Origin of the sequence: Nitrospirillum amazonense (assembly GCF_007828035.1) — a bacterium.
Lineage (GTDB): Bacteria > Pseudomonadota > Alphaproteobacteria > Azospirillales > Azospirillaceae > Nitrospirillum > Nitrospirillum amazonense.
Genome location: NZ_VITV01000008.1, coordinates 35,339 through 52,226, shown reverse-complemented (window position 1 = coordinate 52,226; position 16,888 = coordinate 35,339). Strand labels below are relative to the sequence as shown.

Below are 16,888 nucleotides of genomic sequence, written 5' to 3'. Positions count from 1 at the left end.
TTTTTTTATCGCGCCGCCACCCTGGCGCTTTCCGGCGGTCCCAGATAGGTGGGCTTCACCCCACCCAGATCCACCACCAGCTTGGTCAGCACCACCGCCGGATCCACCATCCAGATGTGAAGGGTGTGATAGCCGGCACTGGCCACGGTGTGGTGGCTGGTGGGCTTGCGCGCGTTATCCTCAACCGACTTGGACCAGTCGGCGACCCCGTTCAATGCCAGGATGTCCACCACCTGCGGCGCCTCGTCATCGATGGCAACGGCATAGCGCAGGCCGCGCCCGGGCACGAAGTTCAGGGTGGGGCCGACGATGGCCTGCACCGTCAGCGGGCCTGCCGCCGGCAGGTACACGCGGTAGTCCAGGCGCGGCCCCTGCCCGGCCGCGAAGCTGGCCGAGGTCACCGGGAAGGGCGCCAGGCCCGACAGGGTGCGGCCATAGTTCGGAATCTTCTGCCAGGCGGCCACGCCGGCGTCGGCTTTGCCGGTGTAGTGCTCCGCCTCCATCGACACATAGCCGTCGGCGGCGATGAAGGCCGGCTGGCCATCCTGCGGCACTGGCGTGTTCAGGGCCCGCAGGTGGACGGTGACGCTGCCCCCGGCCCCCGTGATGGTGACGCTGCCGGGGCTGGTTCCGGCCGGCGCCTTGGCCCAGTCTACCGCCACCTGCAGACGGGTCTCCTCCGTCACCGTGCCCTTGGCCTGGCTCAGGATGATCCAGGGGGCGCTGGCCTTGGCGGTGTAGGCGAAAGGCTTCGATCCCCGGTTGAAGACATCGATGTAACGGCTTGGTTTGTTGGTCACATCCAGGTCCGGCAGCACGGCGGCGTCCTTCATTGGCTTGCCATCCAGGGCCGGCCAGGCCTGGGTCTTGCCCTCTACCGCGACGCCCAGCTTCGCCTCTGCCGGCAGGCTCAGTTCCCGGATCTCCGGCATGATGTCGGCAAGCGGTTCCCGCCAAGAGGTATAGCCGATGTGGGGCTGGTCCATCATGTGGTCCCACTTGCCGCCATTCAGCGCGTGGTACTGCTTCGTCAGGTCGGCATCGGCCTGGAACAGGGCCTTGGCCTTCGCGGCCTCCGCATTGGCCGACGCGCGGCCCTGGTCGGCATACAGGCGGTTGCGGCCGACGGCGACGTACAGCTCCGTCACCTGGGCCGCCGCCTTGGCCGGGTGCAACACCAGCTGGAAGAAGGCGTCTCGGGCGTCGGCCGGCAGGGCCTGATAGATGGCTTCTGCCTTCGCCACCAGGTCCTGGTAGTCGGCCACCACCCGCTCCGCCTCGCGGTAGTCGGTCAGGCTGAAGGTGTTGGCGTCCAGCAACTCGGGCTTGCGGCGGCTGATCAGCATGCCGTAGCGGGTGACCAGGGTCGCGATCTCGGCGGCGTGCTCAGGCCCGAATTCGCGTTCGGCCCAGGCGGCCGTGAACTCCGGCAGCTTCTCCTTGGGCCAGCGCTTGGGGTCCCTGGCGTAATCCAGGAAGAACTCGATGGGCAATTCCATGGGCTTCAGGTCGCCCACGTTCACGATCCACACCCGGTCCGCGCCATATTCCAAGGTCAGGTTCATCTGTTCCCAGACCTTAGGAATGGAGTTGGTATTGATCCACTTGTAGTTCCGGGGATCACCGACATAGTCGAAATGGTAGTACATGCCGGCCCCGCCGGGACGCTTGCGCTCCTCCGCCGTGGGCAGGCGGCGGACGTCACCCCAATTGTCGTCGCACCACAGCAGGGTCACGTCGTCGGGCACGCGCATGCCCTTTTCGTAATACTCCTGCACTTCCTTGTAGAGCGCCCAGATTTGCGGGATCTGGGTGACGTCGGGGTTGACCTCCTTGGCCAGGATTTGGCGCTGGTCGGCCACGATCTTTTCCAGCAGCGCCGTGTTGGCTGCCGCCGCGTCGCCGGTCATGGGCATGTCGCCATCACCGCGCATGCCGATGGTGACGATGCTCTCGAAGTCCTTGTTGCGGCGTACCCCGTCCGACCAGAACTGGCGCAGCACCTCGCCATTCTGGGCATAGTCCCAGGGGCCGGTGCCGTGGCGCTTCCATTCCTGCTGGGACCGCAGCATGGGTTCGTGATGGGAATTGCCCATGACCACGCCATACTCGTCGGCGATCTTGGGGTTCAGCGGGTCATCCTCGTTGAAGGCGTTGCCCCACATGGCGGGCCACAGGTAGTTGCCCTTCAGCCGCAGGATCAGCTCGAAGACATGTTCGTAAAACTGGTGGTTCAGGCCGCCGAACTTCTCCCTGGCCCAGCCGGTCAGGGCCGGCGCCTCGTCATTCAGGAAGATGCCGCGATACTTGACCGGTGCCGGATCCTCGCCATAGGTGCCAGCCTTCACATAAAGGCTGTCGCGGTGCCGCACCGGCACATCCGCCCACCATGCCCAGGGCGACACGCCGATCTGTTCCGAGACGTCGTACAGGCCGTAGATGGTGCCGCGCTTGTCGCTGCCGGCGATCACCAGGGCGCTGGCGATGCCGGGTGCCGGGTTGGCCACAACCTGGATGCGGAAGGCCTCCCACTTGCCCTTGAGGACGCCGGCGTCGATCCTGCCCTCCGCCGCCAGCCTGTCGATGGTCGGGCTGTGACCCAGGGTGCCCACCAGGATGGGCAGGGCGCCTAGATCCGTGTCCTGGCTTATCGCGGGCGTGACGCCCGTGACCTTGCCGATGTCGGCCGCCAGGTCCCGCGCGGCGCGCTGCACGCCGGCATAGTCCTGGGCATCGACATGCAGGCGGGCGGCGACACCGCCCTGCACGATGGCGAAGCCGCCAGGCGTGGCCTGTGCCTCGACATACCGGGGTTGGCCCAGGGCCCAGGCCTGGGGGGCCAGCGCGACCGTGGCGGTAGCCAGCAGAAGGGATCGGATGAAACGCTTCATGGTTCTCACTCCGTGACCGTCAGGACAGCGGTCTTGAGGTCGACGGAATTGTCGCCGACCATGATGTCGAAGGCGCCGGGCTCCACCACCCGCTTCATGTCCTGGTTCCATAGGGCCAGCGCCTGGCCGTCGACGGTGAAGGTGACCGTGCGGCTCTCGCCCGGGGCCAGCGTGACGCGCTGGAAGCCCTTCAACTCCTTCACCGGCCGGGTAACGGAGGCGACCTGCTGGTGCAGATACAACTGCACCACCTCATCCCCTGCCCGCTTGCCGGTGTTCTTCACGTCCACCGACACCGTGACGGCGCCATCCCTGGCGATCGTGGGCGTGGACAGACGCGGGAAGCCCACGTCGAAGGTCGTGTAGCTAAGCCCATAGCCGAAGGGAAACAGCGGGTCGGTGGTGTCGAACAGATAGCCGCGCCGCGCGCTGGGCTTCTTGTTGTAGAACATGGGCAATTGCCCAACGGAGCGCGGGACGGTCACCGGCAGCTTGCCGCCCGGGTTCACGTCCCCGAACAGCACGTCGGCCATGGCGGTGCCACCCTCCTGCCCCAGGTACCAGCCCTCGATCAGGGCGTTGGCCTTGGCGGCCACGTCCACCACCGACAGCGGGCGGCCGTTCTGCAGCACCACGACCATGGGCTTGCCCAAGGCGAACAGGGCCTTGGCCAAATCGTTCTGCTGGCCCACCAGGTCCAGGCTGTCGCGATCGCCCAAATGGTTGTTGGCCCAGCCCTCCCGGCTGGTCTGTTCATTGTCGCCGATGACCAGCACGATGTGGTCGGCGGTCTTGGCCACGGCAACGGCCTGCTGGATCAGATGGGCGTTTTCCGCCGGATCGGCCAGTTCGACGGTGTCGCCATACCAATCGTCATCCTTGGTGATGCGCACGCCCTCGGCATAGGTCACCTTCACCTGGGCGCCCACCTTGGCCTTGATGCCGTCCAGGATGCTGACGGTCTGCTTGGGCTCACCTGAGTAGCCGCCCAGGTGGGCCTTGGCGGCATTGGGGCCGATGACGGCCAGGGTCTTGACCTTGGCCATGTCCAGCGGCAGCACGCCGTCGTTCTTCAGCAGCACCACCGACTTTTGCGCCGCCTTCAGGGCCACAGCCCGCGCCTCGCCGTTCGCCGTCAGGGCCTCGGCCTTGTCCGCGTCGGCATAGGGGTGCTCAAACAGGCCGGCCTGGAACTTCAGTTCCAGGATGCGGCGGACGGCGCGGTCGATCACCTCTTCCTTGATCCTTCCGGCCCGCACGGCTTGGGCCAGGCTGGCATAGGACTCGCCATCCGGCAGGTCGGCATCCACCCCGGCCGTGATGGCGCGGATGGCGGCCGACGGCAGATCCGGCACCACGTGATGGACGCTGACCAGCTGGTCGATGGCGGAATAGTCGCTGATGATGGAACCCTTATAGCCCCATTCCCCGCGCAGGATGTCGTGCAGCAGCCACGTGTTCACATGGCTGGGCACGCCGTCGATCTCATTGTACGAGGCCATCACGGCGCGCACGTTGGTGCGGTGGATGACCTGCTCGAACGGCGGGAAGAACATCTCCCGCAGCGTGCGCTCCCCGACGGAGGCGGGGCCGACGTTGGTGCCGCTTTCGGGCTGGCCGTGGCCGGTCAGGTGCTTCAGCGTGGCGAAGACCTTGCCGTCGGCCAGGGGCAGGCTGTCGCCCTGCAGTCCCTGGACGGCGGCCACGCCCATCTCCCCCGCCAGGTAGGGATCCTCGCCAAAGGTCTCCTCGATGCGTCCCCAGCGCGGGTCGCGCGCCACGTCCACCACCGGCGACAGCACCAGGCTGACGCCGCGCACGCGGATCTCGCGGGCCACGACGCTGTCGACCTCACGGATCAGGTCCGGGTCCCAGCTGCTGGCTTGGGCGATGGCCTGGGGGAAACTGGTGGGGCCGATGGCAGGGTAACCGTGCAGGCCCTCCTCATGGAACAGCACGGGGATGCCCAGCCGCGTCTTCTCCACCGCCCAATGCTGGACGGCGTTCACCATGGCGACCGTGCCCTTTGTGTCCCGCCAATGCTGGGTCCGCAGGGAACCGGAGCCCTTTTCGTCATTGGGGCGCGTGAACTGGCCCAGGCCGTTGGGGTATACGCCGCTGGCCTTGGCCGGATCGAAGTTCATGCCCGCGTCGAAGATGGCGGGCTTGTGATCCCACACGGCGATCAGCTGGGCCACCTTCTCATCCAGCGTCATGCGCGCCAGCAGATCGTCGACCCGGGCGGCCACCGGCGCGCCCGCGTCCTTGTAGACCGCAGGCTTGTCGGCCGCATAGGCGGCGGCACTGATGGCCACGGCGGCGACGCCGGCCAGGATCAGGCGGCGGCCGATCCGATGGCCGATCCGATGATGGATGGAGTCATGGCGTATACGCACGCTGGCTTCTCCCTATCGTTATTCTTTCAAGGCCTCCGGCCCCCGGACACCCGCCCCGTCAGGGCCGCCATGGTACCGTTACCATGGCCACAAAACCTTAAGCCGGCCGGGACCGGTCCTACCAAACAGCCAAATCGTTATAAGGGCGCGTCGTCGGCGAACAGGTCCGGGAACCGGGTGGCCAACCGGGGAAGAGAGGTCAGGATTTCCTGCAGGTGTTGGCGCATCGCCGCCTCAGCCCTGTCCGCGTCGCGGTCGGCGATGGCGTCGACGATGGCATGGTGCTGCGTGATCAGCAGGGAAAACGGCGTCGCCTCCGGCATGCTGAGATAGCGCACGCGGTCCATCTGCGCCTTGGTTTCCTCAACCACCCGCCAGGCATATTCGCAGCCCACATGCAGCGCGATGTCACGGTGGAAGCGCTCGTCCAGGTCCAGGAAGCCCGCATGGTCGCGGTCCTCTGCGGCGTTGGCCTGGGCGCGCAGGTTGTCACGCAGCAGGTCGATATCGCGCGCCTTCATCTCCGCCACCGCGCGGCGCACCACTGCCAGTTCCACCGCCTCGCGCACGAAACGGGCGTCGAACACCTGGCGTACGGAAATCTTGACGATGAAGGAACCACGCTGCGGACGGATGGACAGCAGCCCCGCCTCGCTCAACTTGATGAAGGCCTCACGCACCGGCTGGCGGCTGACGCCCAGCTGGTCGGCGATATCCTGTTCGGAGATGGCTTGGCCGGGGCGGAACTTCATGGCGACGATGGCGCCCCGCAGTTCCCGGAACACGCGGCGGGCCACGGGCTCCGCACTGTCCGCCTGGATACGGTTCAGGACGACACGGTCATTTTCCGCCAACACCAGACGCACCCCATTAGAGTCGCACGGGCCCGGGGCCGAAACGGTCCCGGCACGGGAGTACCCTCGCGGCACACCGCCCATCCCCGTTTCCACCCTGCGACATTCGGCCGGCGTCTTCCAGAGGACATCGCCCGAAGGAAACGCATTTTTGTCGAACGCCGTTGCTCTTACAATTCATACATACTACCATACTAGGCGACAAACAAGGCCGCGATGTCGGTCGGAGAATGGGAGCAGCGCAATTTCACGCAGCAGCGGCTGCCCCCTTCAGACGCACCCCATACTGTCCTGTTGACCCAGCTGGTATGGTAGTATACATGAATGGTAACTGACGAACGGCATGAGCCGTTTCGCACTGGGAGAGAACACAGCCCCATGGCCACCCCGGGGGCTTTGTCGAAGACCATTGCCGGATCCGCCGCCCTTTTCATGGCCGGCCCGCGCCCACCTGGACCCGCCTTCGGAGCTGAAAGTATGAAGATCACGGACGCCTACGTCATCGTCACCTGCCCGGCGCGGAACTTCGTCACCCTGAAGATCCGCACGGATGAAGGTGTCTATGGCATCGGCGACGCCACCCTGAACGGGCGTGAACTGGCGGTCGCGTCCTACCTGACCGACCATGTCATTCCCTGCCTGATCGGCCGTGATCCCCACGATATCGAGGATATTTGGCAGTACCTGTACAAGGGCGCCTATTGGCGCCGCGGTCCCGTCACCATGTCGGCCATCGCCGCGGTGGACACCGCCCTATGGGACATCAAGGCCAAGGTGGCCGGCCTGCCGCTGTACCAGTTGCTGGGTGGCAAGAGCCGCAACGGCGTCATGGTCTACGCCCATGCCAACGGCCAAACCGTCGATGACGCCATGGACCAGGTGCAGCACTATGTCGATCAGGGCTACAAGGCCATCCGCATCCAGGCGGGCGTGCCCGGCCTGAAGGGTGTGTACGGCGTGGCCAAAGGCATCAATTACGAGCCGGCGACACGCGGCCTGCCGGCGGAATCGGCCTGGTCCACGGAAGCCTACCTGGATTTCGCCCCCACCCTGTTCGCCGCCGCCCGCGACCGTTTCGGCTGGGACCTGCATCTGCTGCACGACGTGCACCACCGCCTGACCCCCATCGAGGCGGCACGCTTGGGCAAAAGCCTGGAACCCTACCGCCTGTTCTGGATGGAAGACCCCACCCCGGCGGAAAACCAGGAATCCTTCCGCCTGATCCGGCAGCACACCACGACGCCCCTGGCGGTGGGTGAGGTGTTCAACACCATCTGGGATTGTAAGGACCTGATCCAGAACCAGTTGATCGACTACATCCGCACCACGGTGGTGCACGCGGGCGGCATCACCCACCTGCGCCGCATCGCCAACCTGGCGGAGTTGTACCAGATCCGCACCGGCAGCCATGGGGCCACCGACCTGTCGCCGGTGTGCATGGGCGCCGCCCTGCACTTCGACCTGTGGGTGCCCAACTTCGGCATTCAGGAACGCATGGTGCACGAGGCCGTGACCGAGAGCGTCTTCCCCCACGCCTACAGCTTCGATCAGGGCTACATGCACCCAGGCGAAGCGCCCGGCCACGGCGTCGACATCGATGAGGCGGAAGCCGCCAAGTACCCCTATCAGCCCGCCTACCTCCCGGTGGCCCGCTTGACGGACGGCACGCTCTGGAACTGGTGAGCTGGCTTGGGACCGGGCGCGGCCTTGAACGCGCCCTTGCATAAGAACAGCGCCGCGCGGGCGTCAAAGCCGCCGGTGACGAATGGGAGAGAGACGTTCATGGCGTGGCCCGCGGAAGCCACAGGTGCACCGATCACACCGCCGGCCAGGCTAGGCCGGCGGCGCTGGATCGTCGTTGCCCTGCTGTTCGCCGCCACCGTCATCAACTACGTCGACCGCCAGATGCTGGGCTTGCTGAAGCCCCTACTGTCGCAGGAATTCCGCTGGTCCGATACCGACTACGCCGACATCATCTTCTGGTTCCAAGCCTCATACGCGATCGCTTACCTGGTGTTCGGCCGTGTCATCGACCGGGTGGGTGCTCGCTGGGGCTACGCCCTGACCTTCGTCATCTGGAACCTGGCCCACATGGCCCACGGCCTGGCCGGCGGGTTGGTCCAGTTCACCCTGGCGCGCGTGGCCTTGGGCGCCGGCGAAGCCGGCAATTTCCCCGCAGGCCTGAAAAGCGTGGCGGAATGGTTCCCCCGGCGCGAGCGCGCCCTGGCCGTGGGCATCTTCAACGCCGGTTCCAACGTCGGCGCGGTCGTCACCCCCTTGGTGGTGCCCGTCATCGTCGCCGTGGCCGATTGGCGCACCGCTTTCGTGGTAACCGGTGTCATCAGCTTCGGATGGCTGGCCGCCTGGCTTCTCTTCTACCGCCGGCCGGAAGAGGATCGGCATCTGACTGGGGCGGAGTTGGCCCACATCCGCTCTGACGCCATTTCCCCCATCATTGCCGTTCAGGGCCCGCGCCTGCGCTGGGTGTTGCGCCAGCGGCAGACCTGGGCCTATGTGCTGGCCAAGTTCCTGACCGATCCCATCTGGTGGGTGTTCCTGTTCTGGCTGCCGGACTTCCTGGGCCGCCGCTTCGGCTTGGACCTGTCCAGCTTCGGCCCGCCCCTGGTGGCGATCTACCTCATGTCCGACGTCGGCAGCGTGGCCGGTGGTTGGCTGTCGTCACGCCTGATGCGACGGGGTCTGGGCGCCAACCGGTCGCGCAAGGTCGCCATGCTGGCGTGTGCCGTCTGCGTCGTCCCCGTGCTGGCGGCGCCCTGGGTCGGCGGGCTGGTGGCGGCGGTCCTGATCATCGGCTTGGCGACCGCCGGTCATCAGGGTTTTTCCGCCAACCTGATGACCCTGCCCTCCGACCTGTTTCCCCCCTCCGCCGTCGCCACCGTAGTGGGCCTGGGCGGCACGGCGGGGGCCGTGGGCGGCATGGTGATGTCCAAGTTCACGGGATGGATTTTGCAGACCACAGGCGGCTATGGCCCCATCTTCCTGACGGCCGCCCTGGCCTATCCCCTGGCGCTGCTGGCCCTCCAGACACTGAGCCCCCAGCTGCGCCCCGCCATACCGGACAGCGGAGGCGCCGCATCCTGAGAAAAAAGAAAATCTTTAAGTAATTTCTCTGGAAACGATCACCTTTCTTTGGAAGGTGGCATTGTATTTGCCTGTATTTTAAAATAATTATCAGAATTATACCAATATTGTTTAAAAAATATATTGACAATATTGCTGTTTCCTGGAAATGGTAACGCTACCATTTAAAAGCGCCTCGAACGCGCTGGTTGAGGGAGGGGAGCGGAATGGGACGCCTGCATTCGGCCACCGGCCGGCAAACAAACACCTGGCGCTTGATGCTGGCCGCCAGCCTGGTCGCGCTGTCCACCGGGACGTCCTCCCCCACGGCCGCCCTGGCCGCCGTCCCCATCCTGGACCACCAAGGCACCGCCACCCGCCTCATGGTGGACGGCAGGCCGCTGTTGGTGCTGGGCGGTGAATTGGGCAATTCCAGCGCCTCCAGCCGGTCCTACATGGCCAAGTACTGGCCCAAACTGAAGGCCATGAACCTGAACACGGTTCTGTCGCCGGTTTATTGGGAACTGATCGAGGACAAGGAAGGGACGTTCGACTTTTCCACGGTTGACGGGCTGCTGGCCGACGCCCGCGCCCAGGAAATGCATCTGGTGCTGCTGTGGTTTGGCGCCTGGAAGAACAGCATGTCCACCTACGTCCCCGGTTGGGTGAAGCGTGACCAGGCGCGCTTCCCGCGCGCCCGCGCCGCCAATGGTGCCAGCGTGGAAATCCTTTCCGCCTTCTCCCCGGCGCTCCGCGACGCCGACGCGAAGGCCTTCGCGGCCCTGATGGCGCATCTGAAGGCCGTTGATGCCAAAGGCACCGTGCTGATGGTGCAGGTGGAAAATGAGATCGGCATGCTGCCGGTGGCGCGCGAATGGGGCGATGCCGCCCAGGCCGCCTGGGCGCAGCCGGTGCCGGAGGCGCTGCTGCGCACCGTGCGCGAGGGCAAGACGGTGGAACCGGAGCTGCGCGCCCTGTGGCAGGCCCACGGCGCCAAGACCGCTGGCACATGGGGCCAGGTGTTCGGCGACGCCGACGCGGGGCAGGAGGTGTTCACCGCCTGGCATTACGCCCAGTACGCCGACGCCGTCACCCGTGCGGGCAAGGCTGCCTACCCCCTGCCCATGTACGTCAACGTGGCATTGAACAGGGCCGGCAAGACGCCGGGCGAGTATCCCAGCGGCGGGCCCCTGCCCCATCTGATCGACGTGTGGAAGACCGGCGCGCCCAGCCTGGACCTGATCGGACCAGACATCTACTTCCACAATTTCAGTGACCTGGCCGGGCGGTACAAACGCGCCGACAATCCGCTGTTCATTCCCGAGGCCAACAACGTGACGGCGCCCGAGGTGCCGGCCAATGCCTTCTACGCAATCGGCAATCTGGACGCCTTCGGCTTCAGCCCCTTCTCCATCGAGAACGCGGACACCAAGAGCCAGGCGGCCATCACCGACGCCTACGGCCTGCTACGCCAGCTGACCCCCGCCATCCTTAAGGCGCAGGGGCTGGGTCGCATGGCGGGCTTCAAGCCCCGGGTGCTCGAGGATGGCACGGTGCTGGACGCCCCGGTCACGCGCACCCTGGGCGACTACCGCTTCACCGTCGGCTTCATCGACAGCTGGACGCCCAAGGCGGAGCAGGACACCGCCAGCCACGGCGGCCTAATCATCCAGACGGGGCCGGAGGAATACCTGATCGCCGGCCGCGGCCTGATCGTCACGGTCGCCGGTGAACCGGGCCCCAAGGGCGATGGCCCGGCGCTGGCCGGCATCGACAAGGCCGTCGAGGGCACGTTCGACGCGCAGGGCCGCTGGGTGCCGGGACGCTATCTGAACGGCGACCAGACCCACCAGGGTCGGCATATCCGCCTGCCCCCCGATCAGTTTCAGATCCAGCGGGTGACGTTCTACCGCTACCGCTGACCCGTATCCGCGCGGGATTGCCGCGCAAAACCAGAACCTTAACAACAGACCGCCCAATCCGGAGAGGGAGCCGCGGGCGATCAGGGAGGAAAAGAAATGGCATATTCAAAGAACTGGAAAGCATTACTGACGACCACCGCCCTGGCCGGCTCCGCGCTGCTGGGCATGATGTCGATGCAGGCCTACGCCCAGACGGCCTCGGCGGGCGATGATGCCGCGCTGGAGGAAATCACCGTCACCGGCATCCGGCGCAGCCTGTTGGACGCCACCGAGCAGAAGCGCAATTCCGTCGCCTTTGGCGACAGCATCTTCGCCGAGGATATCGGCAAGCTGCCGGCCACCAACCTGGCCGAGACCCTGAACCGCATCCCCGGCGTGAACCTGAACCGCGACATCGACGGCGAAGGCGTGCAGGTCTCCATCCGCGGCTTGGGCCCCAGCTTCTCCAAGGTGCTGCTGAACAACACCCAGATCGCGGTGGCGTCGGACGGCGGCACCAACGGCGGCAACGCCAACCGCGAAGTCGACTTGGATCTGTTCCCGTCCGAGCTGTTCACCCGCCTGGACGTGGAGAAGACGCCGGTCTCCTCCACCCTGGAAGGCGGCATTGCCGGCACGGTGAACCTGCACAGCGCCCGCCCCTTCGATAACGAGGGCACCCACGTCACCCTGATCGGCCAGGGCCAGTACACCAACGCCGACGGCGAGGTCAGCCCGCGCGGCGCCATGGTGGCCAGCCATACCTGGGGCCCCTTCGGCATCCTGGTCGGCGTGTCCGGCGTGAAGACCACGACCCGCATCGACGGCTTCGAGACCATCGGCTGGACCGACGGCAACCTGCCCGCCGGCAGCGGCGACGTCGGCACCGGCAACGGTTTCGTCTATGCCAGCACAGCCCCCCGCAACGTGGCGGGCCTCACCGCTGGCCAGCCGGTGAACCTGGCGCAGACGTCGGGCCTGACCCTGCCGCAGCTGGGCAGCGCGCAGATCCCGCGCCTGGGCCGCAACAGCTACACCTTCGGCGACCGTTCGCGCGTGTCCAGCCTGCTGTCCCTGGAATACCGCCCCAGCGACGAGTGGCACTTCGCCATCGACGGCCTGTGGGCCCAGTCCGACCGCGACTATCAGCGCCTGAACATGAACTGGTACGTCCGCAACTCCGGCCCCGGCACCAGCCCCACGTCCACCGGCGGCATGGTCCCCTTCAACCTGACCGTCGACAGCAACAACGTCGTGACCCAGGGCACCTTCGCCAATTCCAGCTTCTTCCTGGAAAACGACATCTTCAACCAGCATACCGAGTTCTACAACATCAACCCCACCCTGACCTGGAAGCCGTCCAAGGACTTCAAGGTCGATGCCCAGGTTAACTACGGCCACAGCACCTTCTTCCGTGAACAGCCGCAGTTCGACGTGCAGACGCCGGCGCAGTCCGGCCTGGTGGTCAGCTATCAGGCCAATGGCGCCAACGGCGAACCCATCATCGTGCCCAACCGCAACCTGAACGACCCGAACCTGGGTTGGAAGTGGTACCGCGTGAACGTGCAGAACGTGTACCGCGAGACCACGACCCGTGGCGCCCACATCGACACCCAGTACGGCGACGACAACGTCAACCTGAAGGTGGGCGGCGCCTATGACATGGCCAGCCGCATCATCCGCGCCTACGACAACAGCACGGCCTTCCAGACCTCCGTCTGCGGCGCCACCTGCGACGGGCTGTCGGGTTCGGTGCCCAATTCCCAGATCGGCCAGTACCTGCAGCCCATGAACATCAGCGACTTCGGTCACCTGGCCGGTGGCAACGTCGGCTACACCCAGTGGATCATGACCAACCTGTCGGCGCTGGAGAAGGCCACCAACTACGAATACTATAAGGAAACGGCGCCGCAGACGCGCAGCGCCGTGACCGGCGGTTCCGTCGGCAACATCTCGGAAAAGACCTTCGGCGGCTATGCCGAGGGTAACGCCAAGGATACCCTGCTGGGCCATGACGTGGCCATCAACATGGGCCTGCGTTACTTCCACACCGACCAGACCGTGACCAGCCCGCTGGTGACCGCGTCCGGCGCCCTGGTCGACCAGACGCTGAGCACCGGGTACAGTGACGTGCTGCCCTCGGCCAACGTGGTCTACAGCCTGACGGATGACATCAAGCTGCGCGCTTCGGCCTCGCGCAGCATCACCCGCGCCGACGCCAGCCAACTGCTGCCCGGCACCACCTTCTCCGACATCTCGGCGCAGGTGGCCAGCGCCGGCAACCCGAACCTGAAGCCCTACACCTCCAACAACATCGACATCGGTGGCGAGTGGTACACGGGCGGCCTGGGCTATATCGGCGCCGCCCTGTTCCGCAAGGACATCGACGGCTTCACCGTCACCACGCAGAAGACTGTGCCCTTCACCGCCCTGGGCATCAATTTCAGCGACCTGCAAACCAGCCAGCAGCAGGCCCTGCTGTTGCGCGGCGGCCCGAACGTGGCGACCGTCACGCTGACCCAGCCGGTCAACCTCAGCAAGCTGCTGCTGCAGGGCATCGAGCTGACCTGGGTGCAGCCGCTGGACTTCATCGTCGAGGGTCTGGGCTTCTCGGCCAACGGCACGCATATCGAGCAGAGCTCGGACAGCGGGCTGTTCGCCACCGGCATCGCCCCCTACAGCTACAATCTGCAGGCCTATTATGAAGGCCACGGCGTGTCGCTCAGCGTGAACTACGTCTGGAACGACCAGTCTACGGCCGCCAACGCCCCACAGAACAACATCAACGAGGCGTTGATCGCCGAGGCGCATGGCCAGTTGGACCTGTCCATGGGTTATCAACTGCCCTTCTTCAACGACAGCCTGCGCTTGACCGTGGATGCCCTGAACGTCACCAACGAGCCGCTGGTGACGCTGTTCGGCCACTCCAACTCGCCCTACAGCATCTATTACCCCGGCGTGCAGGTGATCTTCGGCGCCCGCGCCAAGTTCTGAGATCCAGTTCAGTCCCCCCGACGGTCCCAGGGGCCTCCCTTCCCTAGGGCCGTCCAAACTCGAGTTTTGGCAGTTAAAAACAAAAATCCCCGGGGGCGCCCGTCCCCCGGGGATTTCCTTTTGCGGCTTTACCGGTCTTAATCCGGCCGCGCCTCACCCCAGCCGGCGGTAACCGCCGTCGGCGTAGAGCAGCGGGTTGACCTCGGGCCGGCTGCGGGTCCACAGCACCTCCCCCACGATGACGCGGTGACTGCCGTGGGGCAGCTCGGCGGCGCGGCGACAGATCAGGGTGGATTGGGCGCCGATCAAGCAGGGGGCGCCCATGATGTCTTCCCACGCGTCGGGCCTGAAGCAGTCGGCCGTCCGGTTGGGGGCGCCGAAGGTCTTTGAGACCTCTTCCTGGTCGGCATAGAGGATGTTGATGGCGTAGGTGTCCACCGCCAGGATGCGGTCGTGCATGCTGCCGGACTGGTTCAGCGCGATCAGGACCGAGGGTGGCTCGAAGCTCAGGGAACACAGGGCGCTGACCGTGGCGCCCGCCGCCCCGTTCGTATCCCGCAGCGTCACCACGGAGACCGAGGCCGCCAAGCGGCGCATGGCCTGGCGCAGGCCATCCATGATGCTGGCGGCGTCATCGAGCGGTGGAAGGGCGGAGGACGTGGACATGAGGCCTCAACAGACAGCGCGATAGAGGGCACACCTTACCTGCCGGTGATGGTGTTGCCAGCCCAATGTTTCGGCACAAGACCCGAGCGGTGGGAATAGGACACCGCTTCATTCGGGATGACAAGGCGGATCGACGCTTAGTCAAAGGACTGTGCGCTGCGGTACCACACTGGCCCGCAGCGCCGTAATTGAATAGTTTTCAACAGCCATTTGCCTGCGCCCAATCATCATCCACGGGGCCTGTCCATGTCGAAACGGGTGTTGGGCGTGATGGCGGCATAGGCCGAGGGGCCGCCACCGCGCAGGATGATACCGGCGCCGAAGGTGTCGAAGACGCCATCGACGATCAGGTTGCGGGCGATATGGATGGCGACGGCCTCGCCCATCACCAGCCAGGAATCCACGGCCGTGCCGTCATGGCGGCGCAGGCGGTGGATGTCCGTCACCCGGCATTCGAAATGGACAGGGCTTTCGGCCACGCGCGGCACGTCGATGTGCACCGCCGGCAGCTGGGTCAGGCCGGCGGCCTCGAATTCGTTGGTCCCGTACGGCACGGGAGCGCTGGTGGCGTTCATCTGTTCCGCCAGGTCGCGTGTGGCGAGGTTCCAGACGAAGACGCCCGTTTCCTGGGCGTTGCGCAGGCTGTCCTTGGCGCTGGTGCTGCAGAAGCCCACGATGGGCGGGCGGTAGTTGAACAGGTTGAAGAAGCTGTAGGGCGCCAGGTTGACGCTGCCGTCCCGCCCCCTGCTGGAGATCCAGCCGATGGGGCGGGGTCCTACCATCGAGTTCAACGGGTCGTGCGGCAACCCATGGCCCTTGGCCGGCTCATAGGAATAGAGGTCATGGTGCTGGCGCATAAGATCCTGTCCCGGCGGTGGGGCGGCCGCCGCCGGCGTCTACCGGCGGTGGGGCGGCCGCCCAAATTGCTAACCGTCTGAACATAATGGCCCCGGCGCGCGCTTTGAACGCGGCGTCGACGCACAGGTCTGTTGCGCGACCGGCATCTGTTGCGTGACAGGCGAGGGCGCGGGCTGTCAGGCGACTTGTTTGGGCGCCGCGGCGGCACCGCCCCCGACGTCATCCCCCTTTGCCCCGTCGCCCTTGCCAATGGGCCCGTCCTCCAACGCGCCGATGCTGACTTGCAGCAGGCGGCTGATGCCCTCGGCGTAATCCTGGCTGGCCTTGAGGGCGAAGCGCTGGCCGCATTCCTGCAGTTCCTGCGGCGTGCGACAGGCCAACAATTCGGCGCAGGCCTCCCTGTCCTCGTGCATGCGCAGCTCCCAGAAACGGCTCATTTCCTGAAAGAAGGCCATGCCCCCATGGGCCATGCGGCCATAGGCGTGCTGGATGTCACCCAGCCAGGCGGCGTTGTCGGCCAGCATGGTGCCGAAGAGGGCTTGGTTGGTCCGGTCGTTCGGTGGAAACGGTGCTTTGACGGCGTCAGGCATGGCGTCCTCCCCTCTGTTGCGATCCCCGGCACGGATGGCACGGGCAAGGCCCCGATGCCGTGGGCGAGACGAACGAAACGAGCGGCGGGCCCGCACTGCTCTCCCCTGAGACGGGCTCAGGGGAGACGGTACCGGGTCGCCCGCTGGATGGAGTGGCGGGGCCAGCATAGCACAAGCCACCCGGCAGCCCCATCCCCCGTCAGCCCCTGCGGCGAATTGTTTTCGGCGCCGTTCCGGGAACGGAAAGGCCGCCCCGGCTCTTGAACCCATGAACAGCCATCCTCGACGGAGCGCCCGCCATGGCCCACTATTCCATCGACCACGGCACCACCATTGCCCGGGCCCTGGGCAGCCCAGCCGCCCCCACCCCGGCCACCGCCATCGACGTGCCTGCCACCGATGCGCCCGCCATCGACATCGTGGAGGCGGAGGAGGCGTTGTACATCATCACCGAACTGCCGGAAGACGTGCTGTCCGGCCCGTTCGCCGTGACACTGAAGGATCGGGCCCTGGTCCTGTGGGGACCGGAGGTGCCCCGGCGGCGGGTGCCACTGCCGTTCCGCCCCGATCCGCGGCTGGTGCGGACCGAGTTCCGTCGCGGCGTGATGACTGTAACCGTGCCCAAGGGCGGGACTTTCCTTGGCTGAGCGAGGGATC

The 16,888-nt window shown here is 65.9% G+C and carries 11 protein-coding genes; 5 read left to right on the top strand and 6 right to left on the bottom strand.

Going from position 1 to position 16,888, the window contains the following annotated elements:
• Window positions 1-5: 5 nt before the first annotated feature.
• From FBZ87_RS20710 to FBZ87_RS20700, 3 genes are all read right to left on the bottom strand, one after another.
• The gene (locus FBZ87_RS20710) at window positions 6-2,891 is read right to left on the bottom strand and encodes a glycosyl hydrolase 115 family protein (protein ID WP_145612501.1); all 2,886 of its coding nucleotides are present in this window, start codon (window positions 2,889-2,891) and stop codon (window positions 6-8) included.
• 5 nt (window positions 2,892-2,896) lie between these two features.
• Window positions 2,897-5,287, bottom strand: coding sequence for a glycoside hydrolase family 3 N-terminal domain-containing protein (locus tag FBZ87_RS20705; protein ID WP_246134517.1), 2,391 nt, complete (start codon window positions 5,285-5,287; stop codon window positions 2,897-2,899).
• Window positions 5,288-5,424: 137 nt separating this feature from the next.
• Entirely contained in the window at window positions 5,425-6,144 is a 720-nt protein-coding gene (locus FBZ87_RS20700; protein WP_244410944.1) for a GntR family transcriptional regulator, read from the bottom strand.
• Between the two features lie 474 nt (window positions 6,145-6,618).
• On the opposite strand from FBZ87_RS20700, the gene manD reads away from it, so the two are divergent.
• The 4 genes from manD (at window position 6,619) to FBZ87_RS20680 (ending at window position 14,117) form a co-directional block, all read left to right on the top strand.
• Window positions 6,619-7,824: a D-mannonate dehydratase ManD gene (manD, locus tag FBZ87_RS20695; protein WP_145612499.1), complete on the top strand. Its 1,206-nt coding sequence runs from the start codon at window positions 6,619-6,621 to the stop codon at window positions 7,822-7,824.
• Window positions 7,825-7,923: 99 nt separating this feature from the next.
• The gene (locus FBZ87_RS20690) at window positions 7,924-9,243 is read left to right on the top strand and encodes an MFS transporter (protein ID WP_145612498.1); all 1,320 of its coding nucleotides are present in this window, start codon (window positions 7,924-7,926) and stop codon (window positions 9,241-9,243) included.
• 206 nt (window positions 9,244-9,449) lie between these two features.
• Window positions 9,450-11,144 carry a GH35 family beta-galactosidase gene (locus tag FBZ87_RS20685; protein WP_145612497.1) on the top strand — a complete coding sequence of 565 codons (1,695 nt, stop codon included), beginning with the start codon at window positions 9,450-9,452 and terminating at the stop codon, window positions 11,142-11,144.
• A gap of 96 nt (window positions 11,145-11,240) precedes the next feature.
• Window positions 11,241-14,117, top strand: a complete 2,877-nt coding sequence (locus FBZ87_RS20680; RefSeq protein ID WP_145612496.1) for a TonB-dependent receptor — start codon at window positions 11,241-11,243, stop codon at window positions 14,115-14,117.
• A 153-nt stretch (window positions 14,118-14,270) separates the two neighbouring features.
• Here the strand turns inward: FBZ87_RS20680 and FBZ87_RS20675 are convergent, their stop codons facing one another.
• From FBZ87_RS20675 to FBZ87_RS20665, 3 genes are all read right to left on the bottom strand, one after another.
• Window positions 14,271-14,783: a flavin reductase family protein gene (locus FBZ87_RS20675; RefSeq protein WP_145612495.1), complete on the bottom strand. Its 513-nt coding sequence runs from the start codon at window positions 14,781-14,783 to the stop codon at window positions 14,271-14,273.
• A gap of 227 nt (window positions 14,784-15,010) precedes the next feature.
• Complete coding sequence (locus FBZ87_RS20670) at window positions 15,011-15,640, bottom strand: flavin reductase family protein (RefSeq protein WP_145612494.1); 630 nt, start codon at window positions 15,638-15,640, stop codon at window positions 15,011-15,013.
• 177 nt (window positions 15,641-15,817) lie between these two features.
• On the bottom strand, window positions 15,818-16,231 hold the full coding sequence (locus FBZ87_RS20665; protein WP_145612493.1) for a hypothetical protein: 414 nt from the start codon (window positions 16,229-16,231) through the stop codon (window positions 15,818-15,820).
• 299 nt (window positions 16,232-16,530) lie between these two features.
• Between FBZ87_RS20665 and FBZ87_RS20660 the strand changes: the two genes are divergently transcribed.
• Window positions 16,531-16,878: an Hsp20/alpha crystallin family protein gene (locus tag FBZ87_RS20660; protein ID WP_145612492.1), complete on the top strand. Its 348-nt coding sequence runs from the start codon at window positions 16,531-16,533 to the stop codon at window positions 16,876-16,878.
• Window positions 16,879-16,888: the final 10 nt, after the last annotated feature.

What these genes read in the sequence shown, in the direction of transcription:
- FBZ87_RS20710 (WP_145612501.1), bottom strand. Translation starts at nt 2,891, where the DNA reads ATGAAGCGTTTCATCCGATCCCTTCTGCTGGCTACCGCCACGGTCGCG.
- manD (WP_145612499.1), top strand. Translation starts at nt 6,619, where the DNA reads ATGAAGATCACGGACGCCTACGTCATCGTCACCTGCCCGGCGCGGAAC.
- FBZ87_RS20690 (WP_145612498.1), top strand. Translation starts at nt 7,924, where the DNA reads ATGGCGTGGCCCGCGGAAGCCACAGGTGCACCGATCACACCGCCGGCC.
- FBZ87_RS20685 (WP_145612497.1), top strand. Translation starts at nt 9,450, where the DNA reads ATGGGACGCCTGCATTCGGCCACCGGCCGGCAAACAAACACCTGGCGC.
- FBZ87_RS20680 (WP_145612496.1), top strand. Translation starts at nt 11,241, where the DNA reads ATGGCATATTCAAAGAACTGGAAAGCATTACTGACGACCACCGCCCTG.
- FBZ87_RS20675 (WP_145612495.1), bottom strand. Translation starts at nt 14,783, where the DNA reads ATGTCCACGTCCTCCGCCCTTCCACCGCTCGATGACGCCGCCAGCATC.
- FBZ87_RS20670 (WP_145612494.1), bottom strand. Translation starts at nt 15,640, where the DNA reads ATGCGCCAGCACCATGACCTCTATTCCTATGAGCCGGCCAAGGGCCAT.
- FBZ87_RS20665 (WP_145612493.1), bottom strand. Translation starts at nt 16,231, where the DNA reads ATGCCTGACGCCGTCAAAGCACCGTTTCCACCGAACGACCGGACCAAC.
- FBZ87_RS20660 (WP_145612492.1), top strand. Translation starts at nt 16,531, where the DNA reads ATGGCCCACTATTCCATCGACCACGGCACCACCATTGCCCGGGCCCTG.